Raw genomic sequence first — 22,279 nt, 5'->3', positions numbered from 1 at the left:
TTGACCAATAATGAGGCCTGCGCAACCTTGGTGCTCCACAAAAAAATAAGGGGAACCAAGATGCAAGCAATTCTCAAGGGTCTGGTCGGAGCAGCGGTAGGGCTCGTTGTATCCAACGCGTCCGCCGCGACGATCGAAAATGTCAAGAAGAACGGAGTTCTGACCTGCGGAACCAACTCAGCGACGGCCGGATTTAGCCTTCCAGACAATGAGGGCAAATGGACCGGGTTCGTGGTCGACTATTGTCGCGCTGTTGCAGCAGCGGTTCTGGCCGATGCGCAGAAGGTAAGGTTCATTCCGCTTACGCCGAAGGACCGGTTCACCGCGCTTCAGTCGGGCGAAATCGATATACTCGCACATAACGCAACCTGGACGTCATCCCGCGACACGTCTCTCGGAATACTTTTTGCGGGCACGTATTTCTACGATGGCCAGGGCTTCATGGTCCGCAAAGCGGAGAACATCGGTTCGGCCAAAGATCTGGATGGCGCGTCCATCTGCGTCACTCAGGGCACGACGACCGAGTTGAATCTCGCCGATTACTTCCGCTCGCATTCGATGACATACTCGACCGTCGGGTTTGCCGACGAAGAAGCGGTGGTAAAGGCCTACGACGAAGGTCGCTGCGACGTCCTCTCGGCCGACACGTCCACCTTGAATGCGTCGCGCCAGCGCATGGCGAAGGCCGACGACAGCGTCGTGCTTCCCGAACTTATCTCCAAGGAGCCACTTGGGCCTGCCGTGCGGCAGGGCGATGATCATTGGCTCAACGTGGCCAAATGGGCGCTCCTTGTCATGGTCGCTGCCGAAGAATTGGGAGTAACCTCTGAGAATGTCGATGAAATGAAGGCGTCGGACAACCCGAACATTCGCCGGCTGCTCGGAGCGGAGGGCAGCCTCGGAAAGGATCTCGGGCTTGGCGATACCTGGTCCGTGGACGTTATCAAGCAGGTTGGCAACTATGGCGAAGTGTTCGATCGCAATATCGGCAAAGCCTCGCCGCTCAAGATGGAGCGCGGCCTGAACGCGCTTTGGAACGAGGGCGGTCTCCAGTACGCCCCGCCGATCCGCTAGGCGATTGCGCCGGCGTCTTAAAGCGCGTCGGGGTTGAATGGAGTCATGCGACACGCTTTAAGTTCTTGTTTATGCATGTCGTTATCGCAAAACCGCTGCGCACTTTTGCGCGACATGCATTAGTTCTGCACCAACACAGGAACAGGGTCATGTCCGATGTGCTGCTCGCCGCGCCCTCGCGCAGGAGCTTGTCCCTGCACGACGCCAAGGTCCGAGGCCTCATCTATCAACTTTTGCTAGCGGGCAGCCTGCTGGCATTGGCCGTGGGCATTGCCGTTCAGACTGCGTCGAACATGAGGGCACGCGGGATTCCGCTGTCTTTCGGCTTCTGGAACGAGGCCGCCGGCTTCGACATCAATCAGACGCTGATCCCCTACGACACGCTCTCCACCTACGGCCAAGCGTTCTGGGTGGGTGTGGTCAACACCCTCTACGTTAGCTTGCTTGGGATCGTGTTGGCCACAGTCTTGGGCTTTGTCGTCGGCATTGCCCGTCTGTCACCGAACTGGATCGTTTCAAAGGTCGCGGCTTCGTATGTCGAGATCATACGCAACATCCCGTTATTGCTGCAGCTTTTGTTCTGGTACAATGCCGTCCTGAAAGCGCTGCCTGCGCCGAGGGCGTCGATCGAACTCCCCGGCGGCATTTATCTGAACAATCGCGGTCTCATCATTCCGGAAATCCAGCTCTACGCAGGAGCAGGTACCGTGGGACTCGCGTTCCTGGCGGCCAGCATCTTCTGCGTCGCTTTTTGGTTCTACGCCAGGCGCGCGCAGAACCGCACCGGAAAGCAGTTGCCCGGGCTGTGGGTCAGCCTCGCTGCCTTGATTGGACTGCCTCTGACCGTCTTCCTCCTGGCCGGCTCGCCGGTGTCGTTCGTGACGCCAGAGTTGAAAGGGTTCAATTACCGGGGTGGGCACCAGCTTTATCCGGAGTTCGCCGCTCTTCTGATCGGTCTGTCCGTCTATACCGCTTCCTTTATCGCGGAAATTGTCCGCAGCGGAATCCAGGCTGTGCCGAAAGGCCAAACCGAATCTGCCCATGCGCTCGGGCTTGCGCCGGGCAAAACGCTTCGCCTGGTCATCGTTCCCCAGGCACTGCGCATCATCATACCGCCCCTGACCAGCCAGTACCTGAATCTCACGAAGAATTCCTCACTCGCCGTGTTTATCGGCTACCCCGACCTCGTTCAGATTTTCGCGGGGACGGTGCTCAACCAAACCGGCGCCGCCGTCCAGGTGATGGCGATCACGCTGTCGGTCTATCTCGCGATCTCCCTCGTCATGTCGATGGCCATGAACGCTTTCAATCAACGTTTCGCGATTGTCGAGAGGTGATGAATGAGCGGCCAGTCCCTGCATCCGCCCCTCGTTGGCGCTCCGCTTCTGCCCTCTATGGCACCGCCTTCTGGAATCCGGCCGAGCCCGGCGACCTGGATCAGAAAGAACCTGTTCTCGACACCGTTCTCCGGCGTGCTCACGATCTGCTTCACAGTTCTCGCCGCATGGCTTTTGCATCAATTCGTGAGTTTTGCAGTCCTGGATGCAGTCTGGGCCGGCGGACAGGAAGAATGCCGCGCCAACCCTGACGGCGCCTGTTGGCCGTTCATCGTCGAGAAATTCGACTATCTCCGGTACGGAGCCTACCCGTTGCCCGAACGCTGGCGGGTGGACCTGACGCTGGCAATCGGCGCCGTGCTGATCGTCTGGCTGCTGTGGAAACGGGCGCCGCGGCGCAACGTGGCGGCGTTGCTGTTCTTTGTTACCTACCCGGTCATCGCCTTCGCGTTGTTGCGCGGTGTCGCGTCCTTCAATCTGCCGGTCATCGATACCGTCTTGTGGGGTGGGCTGCTCATCACTCTGCTCATGTCGATCGTGGGCATCGTCTTCTCGCTGCCGCTCGGTGTGCTTCTCGCGCTTGGCCGACGATCGGAGCTTCCCTTCGTCAGGGCAGTGTGTGTGATCTTTATCGAGGTCGTCAGGGGCGTGCCGTTCATCACGGTGCTGTTCATGGCGAATTTCATGATGCCGCTTTTCGTCCCCGACTATCTGACGCCTGATCGGCTGCTGCGTCCGCTGATTGCAATAGCGCTGTTCTCGTCCGCCTACATGGCCGAGGTGGTCCGCGCAGGCCTTCAGGCGATCCCGAAGGGGCAATATGAGGCGGCAAACGCGCTCGGCGTCAGCTATTTCACCATGATGCGTCTGATCATCCTGCCGCAGGCGCTCACTATCGTTATCCCGGGCATCGTCTCTACTTTCATCGGGCTGTTCAAGGACACGACGCTGGTAGCGATCGTCGGCATTGCGGACTTCCTGAGAGCCGTCGAAACGGCGCGAGTCGACCCGAACTGGGCTGGGCCGACGATCTCTTCGACCGGCTATCTCTTCGCCGGGCTGGTCTACTGGATCTTCTGCTTCGGAATGTCCCGGTACTCGCACTCGATGGAGCGCGCGTTGGCGCGCGGCCACAAGAGCTAGGAAGCGGAATATGCGACAGGCAGTTTCAGCAGCGAGGCACGTGGCGCAAATCCTCAAATAGCCCGCCAAAAGTTCGAGCAGCCGCGAGCGGCGAAAACCACACCGGAAACCAAGCAATGGCTTGTGCAGATGCATCGCAACCGACGGTTGCGGAAAGAAATGTTGGAATGATCGACTTCGACAGGATCTATGATCGCCACCAGTTTGGGTCAGTCAAATGGGCCAATCAGTGGGACGAATTCTCGCCTCGGGTCGAGGGCGAAGATCTGCTTTCGCTGTGGACCGCAGACATGGATTTTCGCGCGCCTGAAACCGTCATCGCGCGGCTGCGGGAAGCGGCGGACCATGGAATCTATGGCTATACCCGCCGCGACCCCCGTCACTACGAGATTGTGCAATCATGGTTCGCGCGTCGGCACGGCTGGTCGCCGACACTGGAATCGCTGCTGCCGGCGCCTGCGATCATGCCGTCGGTAGCCGCGATGCTTCGGACCTTCACGAAGCCCGGGGACGGGGTGATTGTGCAGTCTCCCATTTACTCGCCCTATTTCGAAGTGATTCAGGGGAACGGCAGGAAGCTGCTGGTCAACAGGCTAAGGTTGCAGGATAACCGATATGAACTCGACCTGGAGAACTTCGCGAAACTGGCAGCCGGCGCCAAGGCCTTCCTGTTGTGTAATCCGCACAATCCAGCTGGAAAGGCGTGGACGCGCGGGGAATTGACGGCGCTGAACGATGTCTGCGATCACTACGGCATCCTTGTCATATCTGATGACATCCATTGCGATATCAGATTGTCGGATCGCCCGCACATCGTCTTCTCGTCCCTCTCGGAGGATGCCGCGGAAAAGTCATTCATCTGCACGGCTCCAACCAAGACCTTCAATCTGGCCGGCGTGCCCTCCGCAACCGTGTCGGTGGCCAACAAGCAGCGGCGCGAGGCGCTTCTGGCCACCATGCAGGCGTCGTTCATGGTCAATGCCAACTTCTTTGGACGGCTGGCGCTAGAGGTCGCCTACAGCACCGGCGCGCCGTGGCTGGATCAGCTGACGCGCTACATCGGCGGTAATGTCGATCTCGTCCTCAAGTTCGCCGAGGATCGCCTGCCGGGCATCACACCGATGCGGCCGGACGCTTCCTTCCTGGTGTGGCTGGATGCGCGCGGGCTCGATCGGAAGGTCGGAGGCGTTCAACGGTTTTTCGTCGACCGAGCCGGAGTCAATTTGTACGACGGGCGCGTCTATGGACCCGGCGGTGAAGGCTTCATTCGCCTCAATGTCGGTTGCCCTCGTCCGCTGTTGCGGAGAGGGCTCGAACGCATGTCCAGGGCGCTGGAGTCGTTGTGAGAGCGTTGACGGGACCGGAGCGGCCCTGCGGCATCGGCGACAGCGTGCTTGCATTCAGCTCCAGGCGTGGCTGGCCAATCCATAGACCCAGGGCCCGTTGCTTTCGCGGTTCAGAAAGCGGCGGCCTTTGGACATCGTCGTCACGGTCTCGGCAATGCCGAGGCCGCTCTGCTGCAGAAACTCGGCAAACACGCCATCCTTCTCGCGCGTATCGACGCGGGCGAATCGACCTGCCAGCTTCTTCAGATGGACGGCTGTGAGGTGGACCGCGTCCTGGTCGTTTCGGGCTATTGTGGGACCAATCACATGGCCGCGCCCGAACTCGCGACACATGGAATAGCCAACGACCTCGCCGCCGCGACTCAAAGTGGCGATCGAGGCATCCTCCGAGAGCAACGCAAGCAGCCTTGCACGGTTGGTCCCGAATGCGCGCGCGTCCAGTTCCGTGATCTCGCGAAGTCCGCCGCTGGGCAGATCACTTAATTCACCATCCGGAGCTGGCATTGGCGGGAGTTTTTGTGGGATCTCGCCCTGGCGCATGTAGACGATCGCCTCATTCGTGAAGCCGAGCGACACATACAGAGGATAGGCGGCATGGGTGGCATTCAGCGCCAGATTGCGATCCCCGCACTGCTCGAGGACCTGGTCCATGAGCCATCGGCCGCCTCCCTGCGCCTGTGTGCGAGGCGTCGTGATCACCAGGCCGATGGTGGCAAAATCGTCGCCTTGGGGAAACCACATCGCGCTTCCGAAGACGCGCCCGATTCCGTCAACGGCGACGATGCCGTGGCCGGCGCGGCGCAACAGATCCCAGTCTTTTGGGCGATGCGGCCAGCGGACTGAAATCGACAGTGCATGCAGCAGATCAACATCGACATCATTGATGTCGCGCGCGACCAGTTCAAAGGATTTCAGGCGTACTGATCTCTGCATCTCAGTCGATCCGCTCCTTCAACGAATGCCCCAAGTCCTTTAACGAATGAACCAAGGCACGCGGTGTTAAATCCTGGCGCCGATGGCCATGTTTGCGACAGGCCTCATTTGCCGCAGCATTACACGGGAACGCCAGCAGGTTTCGCTGGTTCGAGGCGTTTTTTCGCAATCTTCAGCCAAAGCACGACCCGATTCGGCACGGAACACTGCTGCACAGGGATAGGCTGATCGCACCCGGTGATAGTTCAAGCAGAGCGGACCGCCATGAACGTGGAAGAAATCCTCGCGACCCTGATTGCATTTCCCTCCGTTGTGGGCGCGCCAAACGGCGAGATCGTCGATTGGATCCGCGACTACTGTCAGGCAGCCGGAGCCGAGGTGACAGTTCTGCCCGGTCCCGAGGGCGACCGGTCCAACCTGTTCGTCACGGTCGGGCCGCGTGGCGGTCGGGGCTACATCATCTCCGGACATATGGATGTCGTGCCGGCCGGCGAGCCGGAATGGAGCTCGGATCCGTTCGTCCTGCGTCGCGAGGGCGGCAGGCTTTACGGCCGCGGCACCACCGACATGAAGGGCTTTCTCGCCTGCGCATTGGCCGCGCTGCCAGGACTTGCGGCGATGAACCTGCGGCAGCCAGTCCATCTCGCATTCTCCTACGATGAAGAGGCGGGATGCCGTGGTGTGCCGCATCTCCTGGCTGCGTTGCCGAGCCTATGCGAGAGGCCGCTCGGCGCGATCGTCGGCGAGCCGAGCCGGATGCAGCCCGTGCGCGCGCACAAGGGCAAGGCCGCCGCGCGGCTCGAGGTGATCGGCCGATCCGGCCATTCGTCACGCCCCGATCTCGGACTCAATGCCGTGCACGCCATGGCCGGCGTCATCACGCACGCCGTGGCCTATGGCCAATCGCTCGCCGGCGGCCCGCTCGATCAAAATTTCGAGCCCCCATATTCTTCCTTGCAGGTGGGCGTCATCGCCGGTGGACAGGCGGTCAACATCATCGCTGGCCACTGCACAGCCGATATCGAGGTGCGTGCCGTGCCGGGCGTTTCCCCAGCAGCCCTGCTTGAGCCGGTCAAAGCACGGCTTTTCGATCTACGCGACAGCGGCTTCGAGGTGGCTTGGCACGAGTTGAGTTCCTATCCTGCCCTTGCGCCGGCGGATGGGAGCAAGCTGGCGGCCGTTCTGACCGAGCTGACCTGGCAGGAGCCGCTCACAGCGGTCAGTTACGGCACCGAGGCCGGACTTTATCAGCAGGCCGGTATCGATGCGATCATTTGCGGCCCTGGCGAAATTTCCCGCGCGCATCGTCCCAATGAATACATCGAGATCGGTGAGCTTGCTGCCTGCCAGAGCATGATCGAGGATCTCGGCGCGCGTCTCGCGGCGTGAACTAGAGGCGGGTTCCATGGCATTCCTTTTCAATTCCGATGCGGCGCGTGCCGCGGTGTTCCGCGAGATCTTCGCGCGCGAACTCCCGGATCTGGAATTCTTCCATTCCGGCGAGGAGATGGAGCCGGAGAAGGTGCGCTATCTCATCACCTGGACGGTGCCGGACGACATCTCCCGCTATCGCAATCTGGAAGTGCTGTTTTCGATCGGAGCCGGCGTCGACCAATTCAAGCAAGACGTTGTGCCAAGCCATGTGAAGCTTGTGCGCATGGTCGAGGACGGCATCATCCGCATGATGCAGGAATACGTCGCGCTTGGCGTGTTGGCGCTCCACCGGGAGATGCCCGCCTATCTCGATCAGCAGAAAAGGGGCCTCTGGCAGCCGATTGCCGCTCGACAGGCGGCCGAGCGCCGGGTCGGCTTTCTTGGTCTTGGCATGCTGGCGCAGGCGGCTATCGAGCGCCTGAAGCCATTCCAGTTTCCGCTTGCCGGGTGGAGCCGCAGCGAAAAGCGGATAGAGGGAGTCACCTGTTTTCAAGGCGCCGATCAGTTGCCCCGCTTTCTGAAGCAGACGGATATTCTCGTCTGCCTGCTACCGCTGACGCAGGAAACCAGCGGCATTCTCGATGCAAAACTCTTCTCCTTGCTGCCAGCAGGGGCGCGCCTGCTGCATGTCGGCAGGGGTCCGCAACTCGACCAGGCCGCGCTGATCGACGCGCTCGACAGAGGCCACGTATCCGCGGCGATGCTTGATGTCACTGATCCGGAACCGCTCCCGGAAGACCATCCGCTGTGGTCGCATCCGAAGGTGATGATAACGCCGCACATTGCCTCGGTGACACAACCACATACGGCGGCGCAAGCCGCCGTCGACAACGTCCGGCGCCACCGCGCCGGCGAAGAACTGATCGGCCTCATCGATCGGACACTCGGCTACTAACCAGGAAACCCAACATGTCACTGCTGACCACGATTGACACAAATCCCGCCTTCACGCCGAAGGAGGCATTGCCGCTGCCTGAGCGGCTCATTTCCGGCACTCCATCCTTCAAGAGCTGGGCGCAGGATGCCTCGAAAGGTGAGAAGGTTCTGACCGGCGTCTGGGAAGCCACCCCCGGCGAGACGCATTCGATCAAGGGCACCACCTTCGAGTTCTGCCATATCCTTTCGGGCCTCATCGAAATCGAGGAGAAGGGCGGCGAGACCAAGACTTACCGCGCCGGCGACAGTTTCGTGATGAAGCCCGGTTTCGTGGGTGTCTGGCGCACGAACGAGACCGTGCGCAAGATCTACGTCTGCGTTTACGACTGAGTTCAGTGCTCAAGGTACGGCCGAGTAGAGCGCGCGGCGGTTCCAGAACAATCGACTATCCAAGTTCGGCCCGACGCGATTCGACGCTGTCGGGCCGCTCATTCTCGACGAAAAATGCGGCGCGCGGTCCGCTATGGTTCCGCTAGTGCGAATGAGGACCTCGATCGATGAAGACCTATGACATAGCGCTCATCCCCGGCGACGGCATCGGCAAGGACGTGACCGGGGCGGCATGGCAGGTGATGCAGGCCGCGGCCAAACGGGGCGGTTTCGCCCTTGATGGCACACGCTTCCCATGGTCGTGCGCCTACTACCTGGAAACCGGCGCAATGATGCCGCCAGACGGCATCGAGACACTCCGAAAATTCGATGCGATCTATCTCGGCGCTGTAGGCTGGCCCGCGGAAGTACCCGACTCAGTATCGCTTCACGGACTGCTGCTGCCGATCCGGAAAGGGTTCACGCAGTACGCCAACATACGGCCGCACAGGCTGTTGCCGGGCGTTCAGGGGCCCCTCCGTTCCGATGGTTTCGACATCCTGTGCATTCGCGAGAATACGGAAGGCGAATATTCCGGCGCCGGCGGACGCGTGCATTCCGGCACGGCCAATGAGGTCGCGATTGAGACGTCAATCTTCACGCGTGCCGGTGTCGAACGGATCATGCGTTTCGGTTTCGAACAGGCGCTGGCGCGCGGCAAGAAGCTCGCATCCGTGACCAAATCCAACGCCCAAAAGCATTCCATGGTTTTCTGGGATGAGGTCACGCGTGAGGTGGCGAAGGACTATGCCGATGTCGAGGTCTCGCACTACCACATCGACGCCATTGCCGCCCGCATGGTGCTGGCGCCGGAAAGCCTCGACGTGATCGTCGCCTCGAACCTGTTTGGCGACATCCTCACCGATATTGGAGCGGCCATTCAGGGCGGGCTGGGTTACGCCGCCTCCGCCAATATCAATCCCGATCGCAGTGCGCCTTCCATGTTCGAACCGGTCCACGGTTCGGCGCCCGACATCGCGCATCTCGGTGTCGCCAATCCGATCGCCGCGGTCTGGTCCGGTGCGATGATGCTCGAGCATCTGGGCGAGGGGCATGCTGCGGCAGAAGTGATGTCGGCAATCGAGTCCATAACCGCGCGGGGCATTGGCACGATCGCAGGCAAGGACCGGACTGAAACAATCACGCAAGCCGTGCTTGCGGCGTTGAGCTGAAAGGGCAGAGGAAAGACCATGAATGCGATAACGAAGATTGGCACGTTTGACGATGCGGACCTGTTCCGCCAGCAGGCGTTGATTGGCGGTGTGTGGCGGGAAGCGGATACAAAGGCCGCCGTCGAGGTCACCAACCCTGCCACCCTGGCCGTTCTTGGCAGCGTTCCCGATATGGGCGGCGACGACACCAGGGCCGCTATCGCTGCTGCGGCCGAGGCATTCAAAAGCTGGAAGAAGACGACCCATGCCGAGCGTGCGAGATTGCTGGAGCGATGGCACGACCTCATTCGCCAGCACGAACAGGATTTGGCGCTTCTGCTGACGCTGGAACAGGGTAAGCCGCTTGCCGAGGCGTCGGCGGAAATCCGCTACGGCGCATCTTTCGTGAAATGGTTTGCGGAGGAGGCGCGCCGCATCGGTGGCTCGACCATTCCGTCACCCACCGCCGATCGACGCATTCTGGTTCTCAAGGAAGCAGTCGGCGTCTGTGCCATCATCACGCCGTGGAATTTCCCCAACGCGATGATCACGCGCAAAGTAGCACCGGCGCTGGCCGCCGGCTGCACGGTTGTCATCAAGCCGTCGGAGTTCACACCCTTTTCGGCGCTCGCGCTCGGTGTCCTGGCGGAGCGGGCGGGCATCCCGGCAGGCGTTATCAACATCGTGACCGGCATGCCGGGCGAGATCGGCAAAGAGCTGATGGCCAACGAAACGGTGCGCAAGATCTCGTTCACCGGTTCGACCCGCGTCGGCGCGCTGCTCATGCGTGGCGCGGCCGACAGCATCAAGCGGCTGAGCCTGGAGCTTGGCGGCAACGCGCCCTTTATCGTTTTTGACGACGCCGATCTGGATAACGCAGTTGAAGGTGTGATCGTATCCAAGTTCCGTAATGGCGGTCAAACCTGCGTTTGCGCGAACCGGATTCTCGTGCAGGAAGGCGTTTACGCCGCTTTCGCCGAAAAGCTGAGCCAGCGCGTGACGCGGATGAAGGTTGGCGCGGGGACCGACGACGGCACTGAGATCGGCCCGATGATCAACGCGGCCGCGATCGACAAGATCGAGCGTCACATCGCGGATGCCAAGACGAAAGGCGCGCAGATCCTCGCCCAAAGCGAGGCAGTGCCGGACGGCAGGCAATATGCACGGCCCGTCGTCCTGGGGGAGGCTACCACCGAGATGCTCCTGGCATCGGAAGAGACCTTCGGTCCGGTGGCGCCGCTTTTTCGCTTCGAGACGGAGGAAGAGGCCATCACGATCGCGAACGGGACGCCGTTCGGCCTTGCCGCCTACTTCTACACCGACGACCTCAAGCGGTCATGGCGTGTCGCCGAGGCGCTGGAGTTCGGCATGGTCGGGCTCAACACAGGCCTGATCTCGACCGAGGTTGCGCCTTTCGGCGGTGTCAAGCAGTCAGGCGTGGGGCGAGAAGGGTCGCAGCTCGGCATCGACGAATATCTCGAGGTAAAGACGCTTCATGTTGGCGGGTTGAACCAGTAGGCTTTGCCGGAGTCGCAACAGCGAATTAAAGCGCGTCGCGTTTTGACGGCCTCATGCGACGCGCTTTAGGTTGTTGTCGCTATTGCAAAACCGCTGCACACCCTCGGTCAGGCCCAGGGTCAGCCCCGAGGGCATCCCTTTGCGCGACATGCATTGGAACACAGTCCCCTTTTCAGCGGCCGATTTTCAGTGGCAATCGCAAACCTCCGGGATTAGCCGAAGCATCCCTCGACTTCGGTCGAGTAGAGGCGATGGGCGACCATCGCCTCTACCTCGACCGAAGTCGTGGTGGCTTATGCCAATCGCCAGCGTTGGAGATTTGGCTGCCCGACCGTCAGGCAGCGAAGGTCCACCGCCGTATGGATGTCAGGGTCTATGCTGCGCCGCTCGCTCCTTGCTCTGCCCTGGGACGACGAGCGAGGGGTGGTTCGGTCAATCCCAGGATCCGAGGGCATGCTTTTGTGCGACATGCATCAGCAATGAGAAAGGGGCGGTCGAACCGCCCCTTTCTCATTTCGATACTTCGAATGCCGCGATGGCCGGAGGCCCGCCGGCCTCAAGCAACTTCCCGAACGGGCTCCAGGCCGACCGCGGCGGCCAGCCCGCCGATATCCTTGATCTCGGTATATTCGTAGAAGGGGTTCGCGGGCTCGTGGCCGCGGTTCACCCAGACCTTGCTCTTGATGCCGAGATCGTAGGCGGTCATGAGATCGTAGCGGAAGGAGGAGGAGACGTGAGTGATGTCCTCCGGGCCGCAGCCGAGCTTGTCGAGCATGTATTCAAAGCCCTTCATCAGCGGCTTGTAGGCGCCAACCTCTTCGGCGGTGATGACGGTGTGAAAGGGCGCGCCGAGCTTTTCCACATTCGACATGATCAGGCTGTTCATGGAGTTGGACAGGATCACCAGTGGGATTTCCTTGGCCACTCTGGACAGGCCAGCCGGGACGTCGGGGTGCGGACCCCAGGTCGGCACTTCGTCATAGATGCGTTGGGCGTCTTCGGGTTTGAACTGGATACCGATGCGCTTGCAGCTGCGTTCGATGGAATTCTGCACCACCTCGAGGAAGGGTTTCCATGGCCCCAGCACCTCGTCAAGGCGATAGCCTCTAAAAGCCTCCACGAAGCTGGCCATTGCCTCCGGGGAGAGGCGCTCGCCGTAGACGCGCCGCGCCGCGCCGGCCATATCGAAATTGGTGAGCGTGCCGTAGCAGTCGAAGGTGATGTATTTCGGTCTGAACGTCGACATGGCGACAATCCTCCTGGTTTTTCTCGGCACAGCGTGCCTGTACCACAATCACCATAGTCGGAGATCTGGAAGACTAACGGCCGCATTCGCCGCGACCTGAAGCAGATCGTTTCGTATTGCATCGCCGGTTTGGCAGAGAGTTGCGCCAGGTGTCCTTTCGAGCTTTGGCAGCGGCGCGGCCTGTCGGCCTTGCTCCGGCAGAAGATGCGGCACGAGCGGCGAAGGATAGTGAAAACGCGTCGCGCTTGGCTGCCGGTCGGAAGGAACTGCTGTCTTTGGTGGTCTACCGTCAGCACTGAAGACGAAGGCTGGAAACTCATCATGACCACACGACAGATCATCCTTGAAGAGATGACACCGGGGCACCTGGAAGGTGCTGTCGAGTTGTCTCGCCAAGTCAATTGGCCGCATCGCCGCGAGGATTGGGAACTGGCCCAGCCGGTCAGCCGGGGGATCGTCGCTCTGGAAGAAGAACGCGTGGTGGCGACCATCATGATGACCCCCTACGGCGACGATGCCGCCGCCATCAACATGGTGATCGTCGATGCGGCGATGCGCGGCCGCGGACTCGGCCGAAAGATGATGGAAGAGGCGCTTGCCAAGGCGGGTGAGCGCACCTGTTGCCTGACGGCGACACGGGAAGGCCTGCCGCTCTATGAGAAGCTGGGCTTCGTCACGACTGGCGAGATCGTGCAGCATCAAGGCGAGGCGTTGGCAGTTTCGGCGCCGGCCCGTGTATCCTGGGCAGAGAGCGGCGATCTTGCGCGCCTCGAGGTGCTGGATCGCGAGGCATTTGGCCATGACCGTTCGGCGCTGATGAAGCGGCTTTTCGAGCGCGCGAAGCTCGCTGTCATACGCGATGAAGGCGATACCCAGGCCTTTTCCGCCATCCGGCCATTCGGCCGGGGGCTGGTCATCGGGCCGGTGGTGGCGAGAAACGGTGCCGAGGCCAAGGCCCTGATCGACTTTCTGCTCGCCCATCATCAGGGCAAGTTCGTGCGTGTCGATACCGACGTCTCAACGGATCTTGCTGAATGGCTCACCAGACGCGGGCTCGCGCACGTCGGCGGTGGGATCACGATGCGACGCCCCATGGCCACGCACAAGGAAAGCGAGCCCGCGCATCACCGCACATATGCGTTGGTCAGTCAGGCGCTTGGTTAAATCAGGCAGTCGGCTAAATCAGGCACTCGGTTGAATTCGGAGGAAGAAATGCTGGCAAATTCACTGATCGAACTCGATCGCGCACATCTGGTTCACCCGCTTTCATGCTATCGGAGCCATGAGGAGACGGGCGTGCGGGTGCTCAAATCCGCCAAGGGCGCAACGGTGACCGACGCAAGCGGGAAAACCCTGCTCGACGGATTCGCCGGTCTATGGTGTGTAAACATCGGATACGGCCAGGAAAGTGTCGTTGAAGCAGCCGCCAAGCAGCTGAGAGAGCTTCCTTATGCGACGGGATATTTCGGGCTGGGGTCCGAGCCTGCCATTCGCCTTGCTGCCAGGCTTGCCGAACTGGCGCCCGGCGATCTGAACCATGTCTATTTCACGCTTGGCGGCTCCGACGCAATCGACAGCACGATCCGCTTCATCCGCTATTACTACCATGCCAAGGGCACGCCGCAGAAGGACCAGTTCATCTCGGTCGAGCATGGCTACCATGGCTCCTCGACGGCAGGGTCAGGCCTGACCGCGATTCCGGCTTTCCATGCAGGTTTCGGCGTGCCTTACGACTGGCAGCACAAGATTCCCTCGCACTACGCCTATCGCAATCCGGTCGGTTCCGACCCGCAGGCGATCATCGATGCATCCGTCGCGGCCCTGCGCGCCAAAATCGCGGAACTCGGTGTTGGCCGCGTTGCGGCCTTCTACGCCGAACCCATCCAGGGTTCGGGCGGTGTCCTCGTTCCACCGACAGGTTGGCTGAAGGCTTTGCACGCCGTGTGCAAGGAACATGACATCCTGTTCGTCGTCGATGAAGTCATCACTGCCTTTGGCCGTACCGGCCCTCTATTCGCCTGTGAGGAAGACGATGTCGTGCCGGATCTCATGACCACGGCGAAGGGACTGACCTCGGGCTACGTGCCGATGGGCGCCGTCTTCATCTCGGACCGCGTGTACAATACGATCGCGGACGGAGCCGGCAAAGCGCCTGTCGGCCATGGCTATACCTATTCGGCCCATCCCGTGAGCGCGGCAGTCGGGCTCGAATGCCTGCGTCTCTACGAAGACAGCTTGCTCGAGAACGGACGCAAGGCCGGCAAGCGCCTGATGGAAGGCCTTCGCTCGCTCGCCGACCACCCGCTCGTTGGCGACGTTCGCGGCCGCGGCATGCTGGCAGCAATCGAGTTGGTCACCGACAAGGAGCGCAAGACGCCACTGCCGGCGGCGGCCGATCCGGGACGCCGCATCTTCGAGCGCGCGTGGGTGAACGGCCTTGTCCTCCGGGCCTTCAACAGCGGCATTCTCGGCTTTGCGCCGCCGCTCTGCTGCACCGACGACGATATTGATGGAATCCTCGAACGCACCCGGATGACCCTGGATCAAACCCTCGAGGACGAGGACGTGCGGTCGGCGATGAAGGGATGATCGTCCAGACTGCCGCTGCATGCGCGCGGCAGCCGCTTCCTCATCTGTCGAATATGGCGTCGAGCGGCAAATGGGATTTGACGATTGGTGACTTCAGCACGACGAAGCTGAAATATTTGTCGATTCCGATATCCAGTTCGATCATGCGCTCCATGATCGTCTGGTACTCGCTGATGCCCGCTGTGACAAACTTCACAAGATAGTCGTAACCGCCTGAAACCAGGTGGCATTCGATAACGGAATCGACTTTCTGAATTGCGGTGAGAAATCTCGCGAAGTCGTTCTGCTGGTGATGCTTGAGCGTGACTTCGGTGAAGATCGTCAGAGTCTGCCCGAGCTTGGACACATCGATCTGGGCGGAATAGCCGGTGATGAAGCCTTCCGCCTGAAGCTTCTTCACCCGCATCAGGCAAGGGCTTGGTGAAAGGTTCACCAGGTCGGCGAGCTCGACATTCGTGACCCGCCCGTTCTTTTGCAGTTGGGATAGGATCTTGATGTCGATCTTGTCGAGCTTCATTGCAAACCTGTCACACGTTCGAGTCGCGGATCGTCCGGCAGACGGCGTCTGTCACCTCCTGCGTGGTCGCTGTCCCACCCACATCCGGCGTCAGCACGCCTTCACGCGTCACCGTTTCCACAGCACTCATCAACCGGGCGGAAGCTGCGCTTTCGCCCAGATGTTCGAGCATCTGGGCAGCGGTCCAGAAGGTGGCGACCGGGTTGGCAATACCCTTGCCGGTGATGTCGAATGCTGAGCCGTGAATTGGCTCGAACATCGAGGGATAGCGCCGCTCGGGATCAATGTTGGCGGTCGGTGCAACGCCGAGACTGCCTGCGAGCGCGCCAGCAAGGTCCGATAATATGTCGGCGTGAAGATTGGTGGCGACGATGGTATCGAGGCTACGAGGTCTCAAGGTCATACGCACTGTCATAGCATCGACCAGCATCTTGTCCCAGGCGACGTCCGGGAATTCCGGCGCCACCTCGGCTGCGATTTCGTCCCACATTACCATGCCGTGACGCTGCGCGTTGGATTTTGTAACGACTGTCAGGAGCTTTCGCGGCCGTGATTGCGCCAGCCGGAATGCATAGCGCATGATGCGGGTGACGCCGACGCGCGTGAAGATCGCGACCTCGGTTCCGACCTCCTCGGGGAGGCCGCGATGGGCTCGGCCGCCGTGGCCCGAATACTCGCCCTCGGAATTCTCGCGCACGATCACCCAATCCAGATCGACAGGGCCAACGCCGGCCAGCGGCGAAACAATACCGGGCAATATCCTGGTCGGCCGCACGTTCGCGTATTGGTCAAAGCCTTGGCAAATCGGCAGCCGGAGGCCCCAGAGCGTGATGTCGTCGGGCACATCGGGAGCGCCTACCGCGCCGAAGAAGATAGCGTCGAAGCGCTTCAGTTGCGCCACCCCATCTTCGGGCATCATCCGACCATGCGCCTTGTAGTAGTCTGAGCCCCAGTCGAAGTGCTGGACGCGCAGCTTGAAGTCGCCGCAGCGCTGCTGCAGCGCCTCAAGCGCCTGGAGACCGGCAGCAATGACCTCCGGGCCGATGCCGTCGGCAGGAATGGCGGCAATCTCATATTCGCGCATCGTCACGTTCCTGTTTTCAGTGCTGGCCCTGTTTTCAGTGCTGGCCGCTCGCGACCCCGATCTCGTGTGCGACCGGTTGCAGCTTGGCAAAGGTCTTCTCAGAATTCAGCGACCTTGCCCCACGCGGCTGAATTCAGACGCTCGGGCCTATAAGGACGCGGATCGACGATCGGTTCGCTGCCGGTGATGATATCGGCGATCATATGCCCAGCGCCCGGCCCGATCCCGAAGCCGTGGCCGCTGAATCCCGCGGCGAGAAGGAAGCCCGGAATCCCCTCCACTTCACCGATTGCCGGGATGCCATCGGGCGTGCTGTCGACATAGCCCGCCCAAGCATGAGAAATCGCGACGCGCTGGAACTCGGGCAGCAATTCGCAGGCTCTTTGATAGGTCAGGCGAATCTGCCTCATGTCAGGATTGGGGTCGAGAATCCGATTCCGTTCCATTGGTGTCACGTCGTCAACTGCCCATTTCCTCAGGCTTTCATGACCCTGACGCCAGCCCTCGAACGCTCCCGGGGCCAGACTGCGCCAGCGGCGGGCGAACATCGGCACGAATTCGCGGCTGAACCTGAGCTGCTGCGGCGTTGGATCGACCCGCGCCCGCCCGCTGATCGCCAGCGCGTATCCGCCGTTGCTGCGCCGCGTCAGCGAGACGCGCGCGGTATGCAGGGCATCCGGCAGGCCATTTGCGCCCGGCGCTACCGCTAGAATGGACTGCCGTACGGCAGCCTGCGGGAAACGAATACCAAGCTGGTTGCAGAAGGAAGACGCCCACGCGCCTCCGGCCATGACCACGGTTGTTGTCCGGATGGTTCCGGCTTCTGTAACGACGCCGCTGACCCGGCCGGCGCTCAGCTCCAGCCCGCGCGCCGCGCAATTCTGATGTACGGTGCCGCCGGCCGCCATGATGCCGCGCGCGGCAACCGGCACCGCCTTTGAAGGATCCGCCGTTCCGTCAGTTGGCGAGAACACGCCGCCTTTCCATTTCCGGCCGGTCGCCTTGCCATGTTCGGTGGCTTCTTGCGCGCTCAGCACATGCGTCGTGACGCCAACCGTCCTTGCGAAATCGCGCCACTTTGCCCAGCCTGCCAACTCGTTTTCGTCCTGCGAGAGATAGAGCAGGCCGCAGCGGCGGAAGCCGGTGTCCTCGCCGGTCTCCAGCGCCACTTTCTCCCAGAGATCGAGGCTCTTGGTTGCCATCGGCAACTCGCGTGCGTCACGGTTCTGCTGACGGCACCAGCCCCAGTTGCGGCTGGACTGTTCGGCGGCAACGCGCCCCTTCTCCAGCAGGGCAACGCTCACGCCGCGGCGTGCGAGATAATAGGCCGTGAATACGCCGACCACGCCGCCGCCGATGACGACGACGTCCGCCTCGCGAGGCAGGGATGGGCTGGACTCGATGTGAATGAGCGGCGCGGGCATGGATGGGACTCCGGTAAATTTGAAACATCCTAGCCTGCGGCCCGCAGAGGCAGGCTGCGGAGTTCATGCCTGGACGGAATTTCCTGCGGTTTGCAGCCCTTGGAACAGGCAATTGTTGCCGAAAAGCGCTCGCTGGCCCCAACCTCGCAGGGGCAAGCAGGAGTACACTTCATCCAGTCGCGTGATCTGCGGCATGGGCTTTTCGGGACGCGGCGCGCAGTGACGCAAGGCCTGTCGCGCACAAATTAGCGGAAGAAGGACCTGGTTGTCTGATCCCGGTTTTCTGCGCCGGAACGGGAGCAGAGTGAAATGCCGAACCTGACGTTCTTTTCAGAAGTTCCTGCCGCCCGAGGGCCAAATTTCGACGACTATGCGGAGACAGAACAGTCAAACTGGCTGAAAGAACGGAGCAACCCTTCCTTACAATGGGTAAGCTCCAGAGGACTTCCGATAGGCAGGGCTTACGCCTTCGGAGAGTTCTCCAACAAAAGGGAACAGTGTCCGGTCCACGGACCGAATTTCAGCAAGGGAGCCGCCAGGATGAGCAGAATCAGTCTCTCGCAGCCTCAGCGCTCGAAGCGCCGAGATGACCAGACGACGGTCGCTATGGTGAGGCGCTTTTGCTCAAAGCGCGATGATGCGGTCCGCAACAGCGTGGACCCGCTCGGTTCAAACGGGAGATGATCGCAATGGTCGCAACGATCCAGCCTGTAGCCCCCCACGATGTGGCGCTTTCGGTGCGCGACCTCACGGTTAATCTGCCGAAAGGCATGGAACGGACTTTTGCCGTCGAGAACATCTCGTTTGATCTGAAACGCGGCCAGATCCTGTGCGTCATTGGCGAGTCCGGATCCGGCAAGTCGGTCACCGCCAACGCCATCATGGGGCTGCTGCCCAAGGTGATCCGCGTCTCCTCGGGTGCCATCCACCTCGATGGGATGAACATCATAGGCATGCCGCAGGACAAGCTGCGCAGCCTGCGCGGCCGGGTGGTGTCGATGATCTTCCAGGACCCGCTGTCGGCGCTCAATCCGCTGATGACCGTGGGCGCGCAGATCGACGAGGTCATGGCGGCGCACGGCGTCGGCACTCCGAAATCGCGTCGCGGCCGCGCTGTCGAGTTGCTGACCGAGGTGGGACTGCCGGACCCGCAACTCATGTACCACCAGTATCCGTTCCGCCTCTCCGGCGGGCAGCGGCAGCGGGTGATGATCGCCATGGCGCTGGCGCTTGAACCGACGATCCTGATCGCGGATGAACCGACGACCGCGCTCGACGTGACCACCCAGGCACAGATTCTGGACCTGATCCGCGACATTCAGCGCCGGAAGGGAATGAGCGTCATGTTCATCACTCACGACTTCGGCGTGGTGGCCGAGATCGCAGACAGCGTCGTGGTGATGGAGAAGGGCCACATCGTCGAGCAGGGTAGCGCTCAGCAGGTCCTGAAGTCGCCTGGCCATCCCTACACAAGGCGCCTTATCGCAGCCGTCCCACATCTGACCGGTGAGGACCGCGTTCCTCTGGAGACGGCCGACAAAGCGCCGATCCTGAAGGTCGAAGGCCTGATGAAGACCTACCGCAGCGGCAGTTCCCTGTTCAGCGCGCAGCGCGTCGTGCCCGCGGTCAACGAGGTCTCGTTCGATCTGGCGCCCGGGCGCACGCTGGGCGTTGTGGGCGAAAGCGGTTCCGGCAAATCGTCGCTTGGTCGGCTTTTGATCAAGCTGCTGGACAGCGACGGCGGCGGGATTCTGTTCGAGGGCCACGACATCGCCAAGCTTTCCGAAGCCGAATTCCGCCCGGTGCGGCCGCGGGTCCAGATGATCTTCCAGGATCCCTTCGCCTCGCTCAACCCGCGCTCGACGATCGGCCACATCCTGACTGTTGGCCCAGTCGCGCACGGGACGCCCTATGCCCAGGCGCGTGAAGAGGCGAAAGCGCTCCTGGCTCATGTCGGCCTCGATGCCGGCGCCTTTGATCGCTTTCCGCATGAATTTTCCGGTGGGCAGCGCCAGCGCATCGGCATCGCTCGGGCACTGATGTTCAAGCCGAAGCTGCTGATCGCCGACGAAGCTGTCTCGGCGCTGGACGTGTCGATCCAGGCCCAGATCCTGCAGCTGCTCGACCAGATCCAGCGGGAGACCGGCGTGTCGATGATCTTCATCACCCACGATCTGCGCGTCGCCAGCCAGATCTGCGACGAAATCGCGGTGATGCAGAAAGGGCGGATCGTGGAACGCGGTCCTCCCTCGCAAATCTTCCTCGACCCGCAATCAGCCTACACACGTGAGCTGGTGGCGGCGATTCCTGGAGAGCAGCCGGGGTCTACCCGTCCGGTTGCAGCAAATGGGTAAGAGCCACGGCGGATACCGCCAGAACAAGGGGAATTCCAATGACTGAACGCTCAAACACCAAATCAAACTACTCGCGGCGCGATGCACTGCGGTTGATGGCGATAGGCGGGGCTGCAGGCCTCTTTGCGCCCAATCTGTTGGCCAAGCCCGCCTTCGCCCAGAACCCGCCGGCCAGCCCAACCGGTCGCGTTGTCGTCGGTCTCTCGCAGGAGCCCACCGTATTCAACCCCTTGATGCCGCATATCGAGGTCGACGACGCTGTGCATTTCTCGCTTTTCGATGCGCTCTTCCGCATGGATCCCAAAGGCGTTCTTCAGCCCAATCTTGCAGTCGAAGTGCCAAGCCAGAAAAACGGCGGCATTTCAGAGGACGGTCTTAAGTGGCACATCCGCCTGCGTGACGATGTCCGCTGGCACGACGGCAAGCCGTTCACGGCCGAGGACGTGAAATTCACTCTCGAACTCATCACCAATCCGAAATTCCGCGCGTGGCGCACGGCCGGCCATTCGCTGGTGCGCGATATCAAGGTGGTCTCGCCGACCGAGCTGACCTGGCGGATGGAGGAGGCTTTCGCCCCTTATTTGTCGTTTCTCGCCGAAACATTCATGGTTCCCAAGCACATCCTCGAACAAGAGGCCGACCCTAACGCCGCCGCCTTCAATCAGGCGCCTGTCGGCACTGGCGCATTCAAGTGGGCGCAGCGCGTTGCCGGCGACCATGTCGAACTCGTCGCAAACGCGGATTATGCCGGGGAGGGCCCCTATTTGGAGCGGCTCGTCTTCAAATACATCCCCGACATGACGGTGCTCTACACCCAGTTCAAGAGCGGCGACATCGACCTCGTCGACCAGGCATACATAACCGCCGACCACTACGCGGAAGCCAGCACACTATCGGATCGTACGGTCAAACTGGAGCCTGGGGCATCGGTCGAGTCGATCTATCTCAATCTTGAGAAGCCGCAATTCAAGGACCCGGCGGTCCGGCAGGCGCTCTACGCGGCAATCGACAGGAAAGCGATCCTCGAAGCACTTTATTACGGGATCCACAAACCCACCGAGACGTTCATGCCGCAGAATTCCTTCTACTACAATCCGAACCTGCCGGCACAGGAGTTCAACCTCGAGCGCGCGGGCCAGATCCTCGACGAGGCCGGCTGGGTACCCGGAGCCGATGGAATACGGGTGAAGGACGGGGTGCGCCTGTCGTTCGCCAACTCCACCACCTCCGGCAACCATTTGCGCGAGCAGACGCAGCAGTTCCTGCAGCAGACATTTGCCGAGATCGGGGTGGAGATGACCATCTCGAACCTGCCGGCCGCCGTCATGTGGGGCGATTTCTGGCTCAAATCGCAGTTCGAGTCAGCCATCTCCGGTGTAACCAATCTCATCTCGGGCGACCCCGACGTTTCCAACCGCCTGCACAGCAAGGCGATCGTCGCCAAGGGCGGAAAGGGCTCGAACACCGGCCAATACTCCAACCCGGAGGTCGATGCGCTGCTCGAGAAGGGCGCCCGCACCTTCGATCGGGAACAGCGGCGCGCCATCTATCTGCGCGTGCAGGAAATCGTTCGTCAGGATCTGCCGTTCCTGCCTCTGTTTGCCTACACCAACGTGTTCGGCCGCAAGCAGGGGCTGGAGGGTTTCGAGGCAAATTCCAATACCCGCGTTGCATCCTGGCATGCCGCCAAATGGCATTGGAAGGACTGACATGCTGCGGGGGGGGGGGGGGGGGGGGGGCGCCCCGCGCCGGGGGGGGGGGGGGCAGAGGGGGGAATTGAATAACCGCGGGGAGGTACACACCCGCGCCACCCACACACACTCG

At 61.4% G+C, this 22,279-nt stretch carries 18 protein-coding genes; 13 read left to right on the top strand and 5 right to left on the bottom strand.

All coding sequences use genetic code 11. The features are described from left to right. Positions 1–60: 60 nt before the first annotated feature. From AC0L15_RS28865 to AC0L15_RS28850, 4 genes are all read left to right on the top strand, one after another. Positions 61–1,074, top strand: coding sequence for an amino acid ABC transporter substrate-binding protein (locus tag AC0L15_RS28865; protein ID WP_473497904.1), 1,014 nt, complete (start codon positions 61–63; stop codon positions 1,072–1,074). A gap of 149 nt (positions 1,075–1,223) precedes the next feature. Next, a complete protein-coding gene (locus AC0L15_RS28860; protein ID WP_473497881.1) occupies positions 1,224–2,411 on the top strand; it encodes an amino acid ABC transporter permease in 1,188 nt (395 codons plus the stop codon). A 3-nt stretch (positions 2,412–2,414) separates the two neighbouring features. Next, a complete protein-coding gene (locus AC0L15_RS28855; protein ID WP_473497879.1) occupies positions 2,415–3,554 on the top strand; it encodes an amino acid ABC transporter permease in 1,140 nt (379 codons plus the stop codon). Between the two features lie 167 nt (positions 3,555–3,721). Further along, positions 3,722–4,900, top strand: coding sequence for a MalY/PatB family protein (locus tag AC0L15_RS28850; protein WP_473497878.1), 1,179 nt, complete (start codon positions 3,722–3,724; stop codon positions 4,898–4,900). 54 nt (positions 4,901–4,954) lie between these two features. Here AC0L15_RS28850 and AC0L15_RS28845 read toward each other — a convergent pair whose 3' ends face one another. After that, complete coding sequence (locus AC0L15_RS28845; RefSeq protein ID WP_473497876.1) at positions 4,955–5,833, bottom strand: GNAT family N-acetyltransferase; 879 nt, start codon at positions 5,831–5,833, stop codon at positions 4,955–4,957. 264 nt (positions 5,834–6,097) lie between these two features. Here AC0L15_RS28845 and argE point away from each other — a divergent pair, with 264 nt between their 5' ends. From argE to AC0L15_RS28820, 5 genes are all read left to right on the top strand, one after another. After that, positions 6,098–7,222 (top strand): acetylornithine deacetylase, encoded by a 1,125-nt coding sequence (gene argE / locus AC0L15_RS28840; protein WP_473497874.1) that lies wholly within the window; start codon positions 6,098–6,100, stop codon positions 7,220–7,222. Positions 7,223–7,238: 16 nt separating this feature from the next. Further along, positions 7,239–8,162 carry a 2-hydroxyacid dehydrogenase gene (locus AC0L15_RS28835; RefSeq protein WP_287249152.1) on the top strand — a complete coding sequence of 308 codons (924 nt, stop codon included), beginning with the start codon at positions 7,239–7,241 and terminating at the stop codon, positions 8,160–8,162. A gap of 14 nt (positions 8,163–8,176) precedes the next feature. After that, the gene (locus tag AC0L15_RS28830; protein ID WP_473497873.1) at positions 8,177–8,533 is read left to right on the top strand and encodes a cupin domain-containing protein; all 357 of its coding nucleotides are present in this window, start codon (positions 8,177–8,179) and stop codon (positions 8,531–8,533) included. Between the two features lie 167 nt (positions 8,534–8,700). Next, positions 8,701–9,744: a tartrate dehydrogenase gene (locus AC0L15_RS28825; protein ID WP_287249149.1), complete on the top strand. Its 1,044-nt coding sequence runs from the start codon at positions 8,701–8,703 to the stop codon at positions 9,742–9,744. Positions 9,745–9,762: 18 nt separating this feature from the next. Then, complete coding sequence (locus tag AC0L15_RS28820; RefSeq protein WP_287249147.1) at positions 9,763–11,241, top strand: NAD-dependent succinate-semialdehyde dehydrogenase; 1,479 nt, start codon at positions 9,763–9,765, stop codon at positions 11,239–11,241. Positions 11,242–11,797: 556 nt separating this feature from the next. Here AC0L15_RS28820 and AC0L15_RS28815 read toward each other — a convergent pair. After that, on the bottom strand, positions 11,798–12,487 hold the full coding sequence (locus tag AC0L15_RS28815) for a haloacid dehalogenase type II (protein WP_287174371.1): 690 nt from the start codon (positions 12,485–12,487) through the stop codon (positions 11,798–11,800). A 321-nt stretch (positions 12,488–12,808) separates the two neighbouring features. Between AC0L15_RS28815 and AC0L15_RS28810 the strand changes: the two genes are divergently transcribed. Both AC0L15_RS28810 and AC0L15_RS28805 read left to right on the top strand, forming a co-directional pair. Then, positions 12,809–13,651: a GNAT family N-acetyltransferase gene (locus AC0L15_RS28810; protein WP_287249290.1), complete on the top strand. Its 843-nt coding sequence runs from the start codon at positions 12,809–12,811 to the stop codon at positions 13,649–13,651. A 48-nt stretch (positions 13,652–13,699) separates the two neighbouring features. Then, positions 13,700–15,076, top strand: coding sequence for an aspartate aminotransferase family protein (locus AC0L15_RS28805; RefSeq protein ID WP_128172485.1), 1,377 nt, complete (start codon positions 13,700–13,702; stop codon positions 15,074–15,076). Between the two features lie 40 nt (positions 15,077–15,116). On the opposite strand, the gene AC0L15_RS28800 is transcribed toward AC0L15_RS28805, so the two are convergent. From AC0L15_RS28800 to AC0L15_RS28790, 3 genes are all read right to left on the bottom strand, one after another. Then, positions 15,117–15,593 carry an Lrp/AsnC family transcriptional regulator gene (locus AC0L15_RS28800; protein ID WP_027151795.1) on the bottom strand — a complete coding sequence of 159 codons (477 nt, stop codon included), beginning with the start codon at positions 15,591–15,593 and terminating at the stop codon, positions 15,117–15,119. Between the two features lie 10 nt (positions 15,594–15,603). Beyond that, complete coding sequence (locus AC0L15_RS28795) at positions 15,604–16,677, bottom strand: tartrate dehydrogenase (protein ID WP_287249146.1); 1,074 nt, start codon at positions 16,675–16,677, stop codon at positions 15,604–15,606. A 98-nt stretch (positions 16,678–16,775) separates the two neighbouring features. Continuing rightward, positions 16,776–18,101 carry an NAD(P)/FAD-dependent oxidoreductase gene (locus AC0L15_RS28790; RefSeq protein ID WP_287249145.1) on the bottom strand — a complete coding sequence of 442 codons (1,326 nt, stop codon included), beginning with the start codon at positions 18,099–18,101 and terminating at the stop codon, positions 16,776–16,778. Positions 18,102–18,790: 689 nt separating this feature from the next. On the opposite strand from AC0L15_RS28790, the gene AC0L15_RS28785 reads away from it, so the two are divergent. Together AC0L15_RS28785 and AC0L15_RS28780 are read left to right on the top strand one after the other, a co-directional pair. Next, positions 18,791–20,455: an ABC transporter ATP-binding protein gene (locus AC0L15_RS28785; protein ID WP_473497869.1), complete on the top strand. Its 1,665-nt coding sequence runs from the start codon at positions 18,791–18,793 to the stop codon at positions 20,453–20,455. Between the two features lie 38 nt (positions 20,456–20,493). After that, entirely contained in the window at positions 20,494–22,164 is a 1,671-nt protein-coding gene (locus AC0L15_RS28780) for a peptide ABC transporter substrate-binding protein (protein WP_473497868.1), read from the top strand. The last annotated feature ends 115 nt before the right edge of the window (positions 22,165–22,279 follow it).

This window comes from Mesorhizobium sp. WSM4846 (assembly GCF_055811415.1).
This window is presented reverse-complemented; position numbering and strand designations above follow the sequence as displayed.

Excerpts from the sequence above, each read along its gene's own strand:
- AC0L15_RS28780 (WP_473497868.1), top strand. The coding sequence starts at position 20,494 with ATGACTGAACGCTCAAACACCAAATCAAACTACTCGCGGCGCGATGCA.
- AC0L15_RS28845 (WP_473497876.1), bottom strand. The coding sequence starts at position 5,833 with ATGCAGAGATCAGTACGCCTGAAATCCTTTGAACTGGTCGCGCGCGAC.
- argE (WP_473497874.1), top strand. The coding sequence starts at position 6,098 with ATGAACGTGGAAGAAATCCTCGCGACCCTGATTGCATTTCCCTCCGTT.
- AC0L15_RS28805 (WP_128172485.1), top strand. The coding sequence starts at position 13,700 with ATGCTGGCAAATTCACTGATCGAACTCGATCGCGCACATCTGGTTCAC.
- AC0L15_RS28800 (WP_027151795.1), bottom strand. The coding sequence starts at position 15,593 with ATGAAGCTCGACAAGATCGACATCAAGATCCTATCCCAACTGCAAAAG.
- AC0L15_RS28790 (WP_287249145.1), bottom strand. The coding sequence starts at position 18,101 with ATGCCCGCGCCGCTCATTCACATCGAGTCCAGCCCATCCCTGCCTCGC.
- AC0L15_RS28825 (WP_287249149.1), top strand. The coding sequence starts at position 8,701 with ATGAAGACCTATGACATAGCGCTCATCCCCGGCGACGGCATCGGCAAG.
- AC0L15_RS28810 (WP_287249290.1), top strand. The coding sequence starts at position 12,809 with ATGACCACACGACAGATCATCCTTGAAGAGATGACACCGGGGCACCTG.
- AC0L15_RS28815 (WP_287174371.1), bottom strand. The coding sequence starts at position 12,487 with ATGTCGACGTTCAGACCGAAATACATCACCTTCGACTGCTACGGCACG.
- AC0L15_RS28850 (WP_473497878.1), top strand. The coding sequence starts at position 3,722 with ATGATCGACTTCGACAGGATCTATGATCGCCACCAGTTTGGGTCAGTC.
- AC0L15_RS28835 (WP_287249152.1), top strand. The coding sequence starts at position 7,239 with ATGGCATTCCTTTTCAATTCCGATGCGGCGCGTGCCGCGGTGTTCCGC.
- AC0L15_RS28865 (WP_473497904.1), top strand. The coding sequence starts at position 61 with ATGCAAGCAATTCTCAAGGGTCTGGTCGGAGCAGCGGTAGGGCTCGTT.
- AC0L15_RS28820 (WP_287249147.1), top strand. The coding sequence starts at position 9,763 with ATGAATGCGATAACGAAGATTGGCACGTTTGACGATGCGGACCTGTTC.
- AC0L15_RS28785 (WP_473497869.1), top strand. The coding sequence starts at position 18,791 with ATGGTCGCAACGATCCAGCCTGTAGCCCCCCACGATGTGGCGCTTTCG.
- AC0L15_RS28795 (WP_287249146.1), bottom strand. The coding sequence starts at position 16,677 with ATGCGCGAATATGAGATTGCCGCCATTCCTGCCGACGGCATCGGCCCG.
- AC0L15_RS28855 (WP_473497879.1), top strand. The coding sequence starts at position 2,415 with ATGAGCGGCCAGTCCCTGCATCCGCCCCTCGTTGGCGCTCCGCTTCTG.
- AC0L15_RS28860 (WP_473497881.1), top strand. The coding sequence starts at position 1,224 with ATGTCCGATGTGCTGCTCGCCGCGCCCTCGCGCAGGAGCTTGTCCCTG.
- AC0L15_RS28830 (WP_473497873.1), top strand. The coding sequence starts at position 8,177 with ATGTCACTGCTGACCACGATTGACACAAATCCCGCCTTCACGCCGAAG.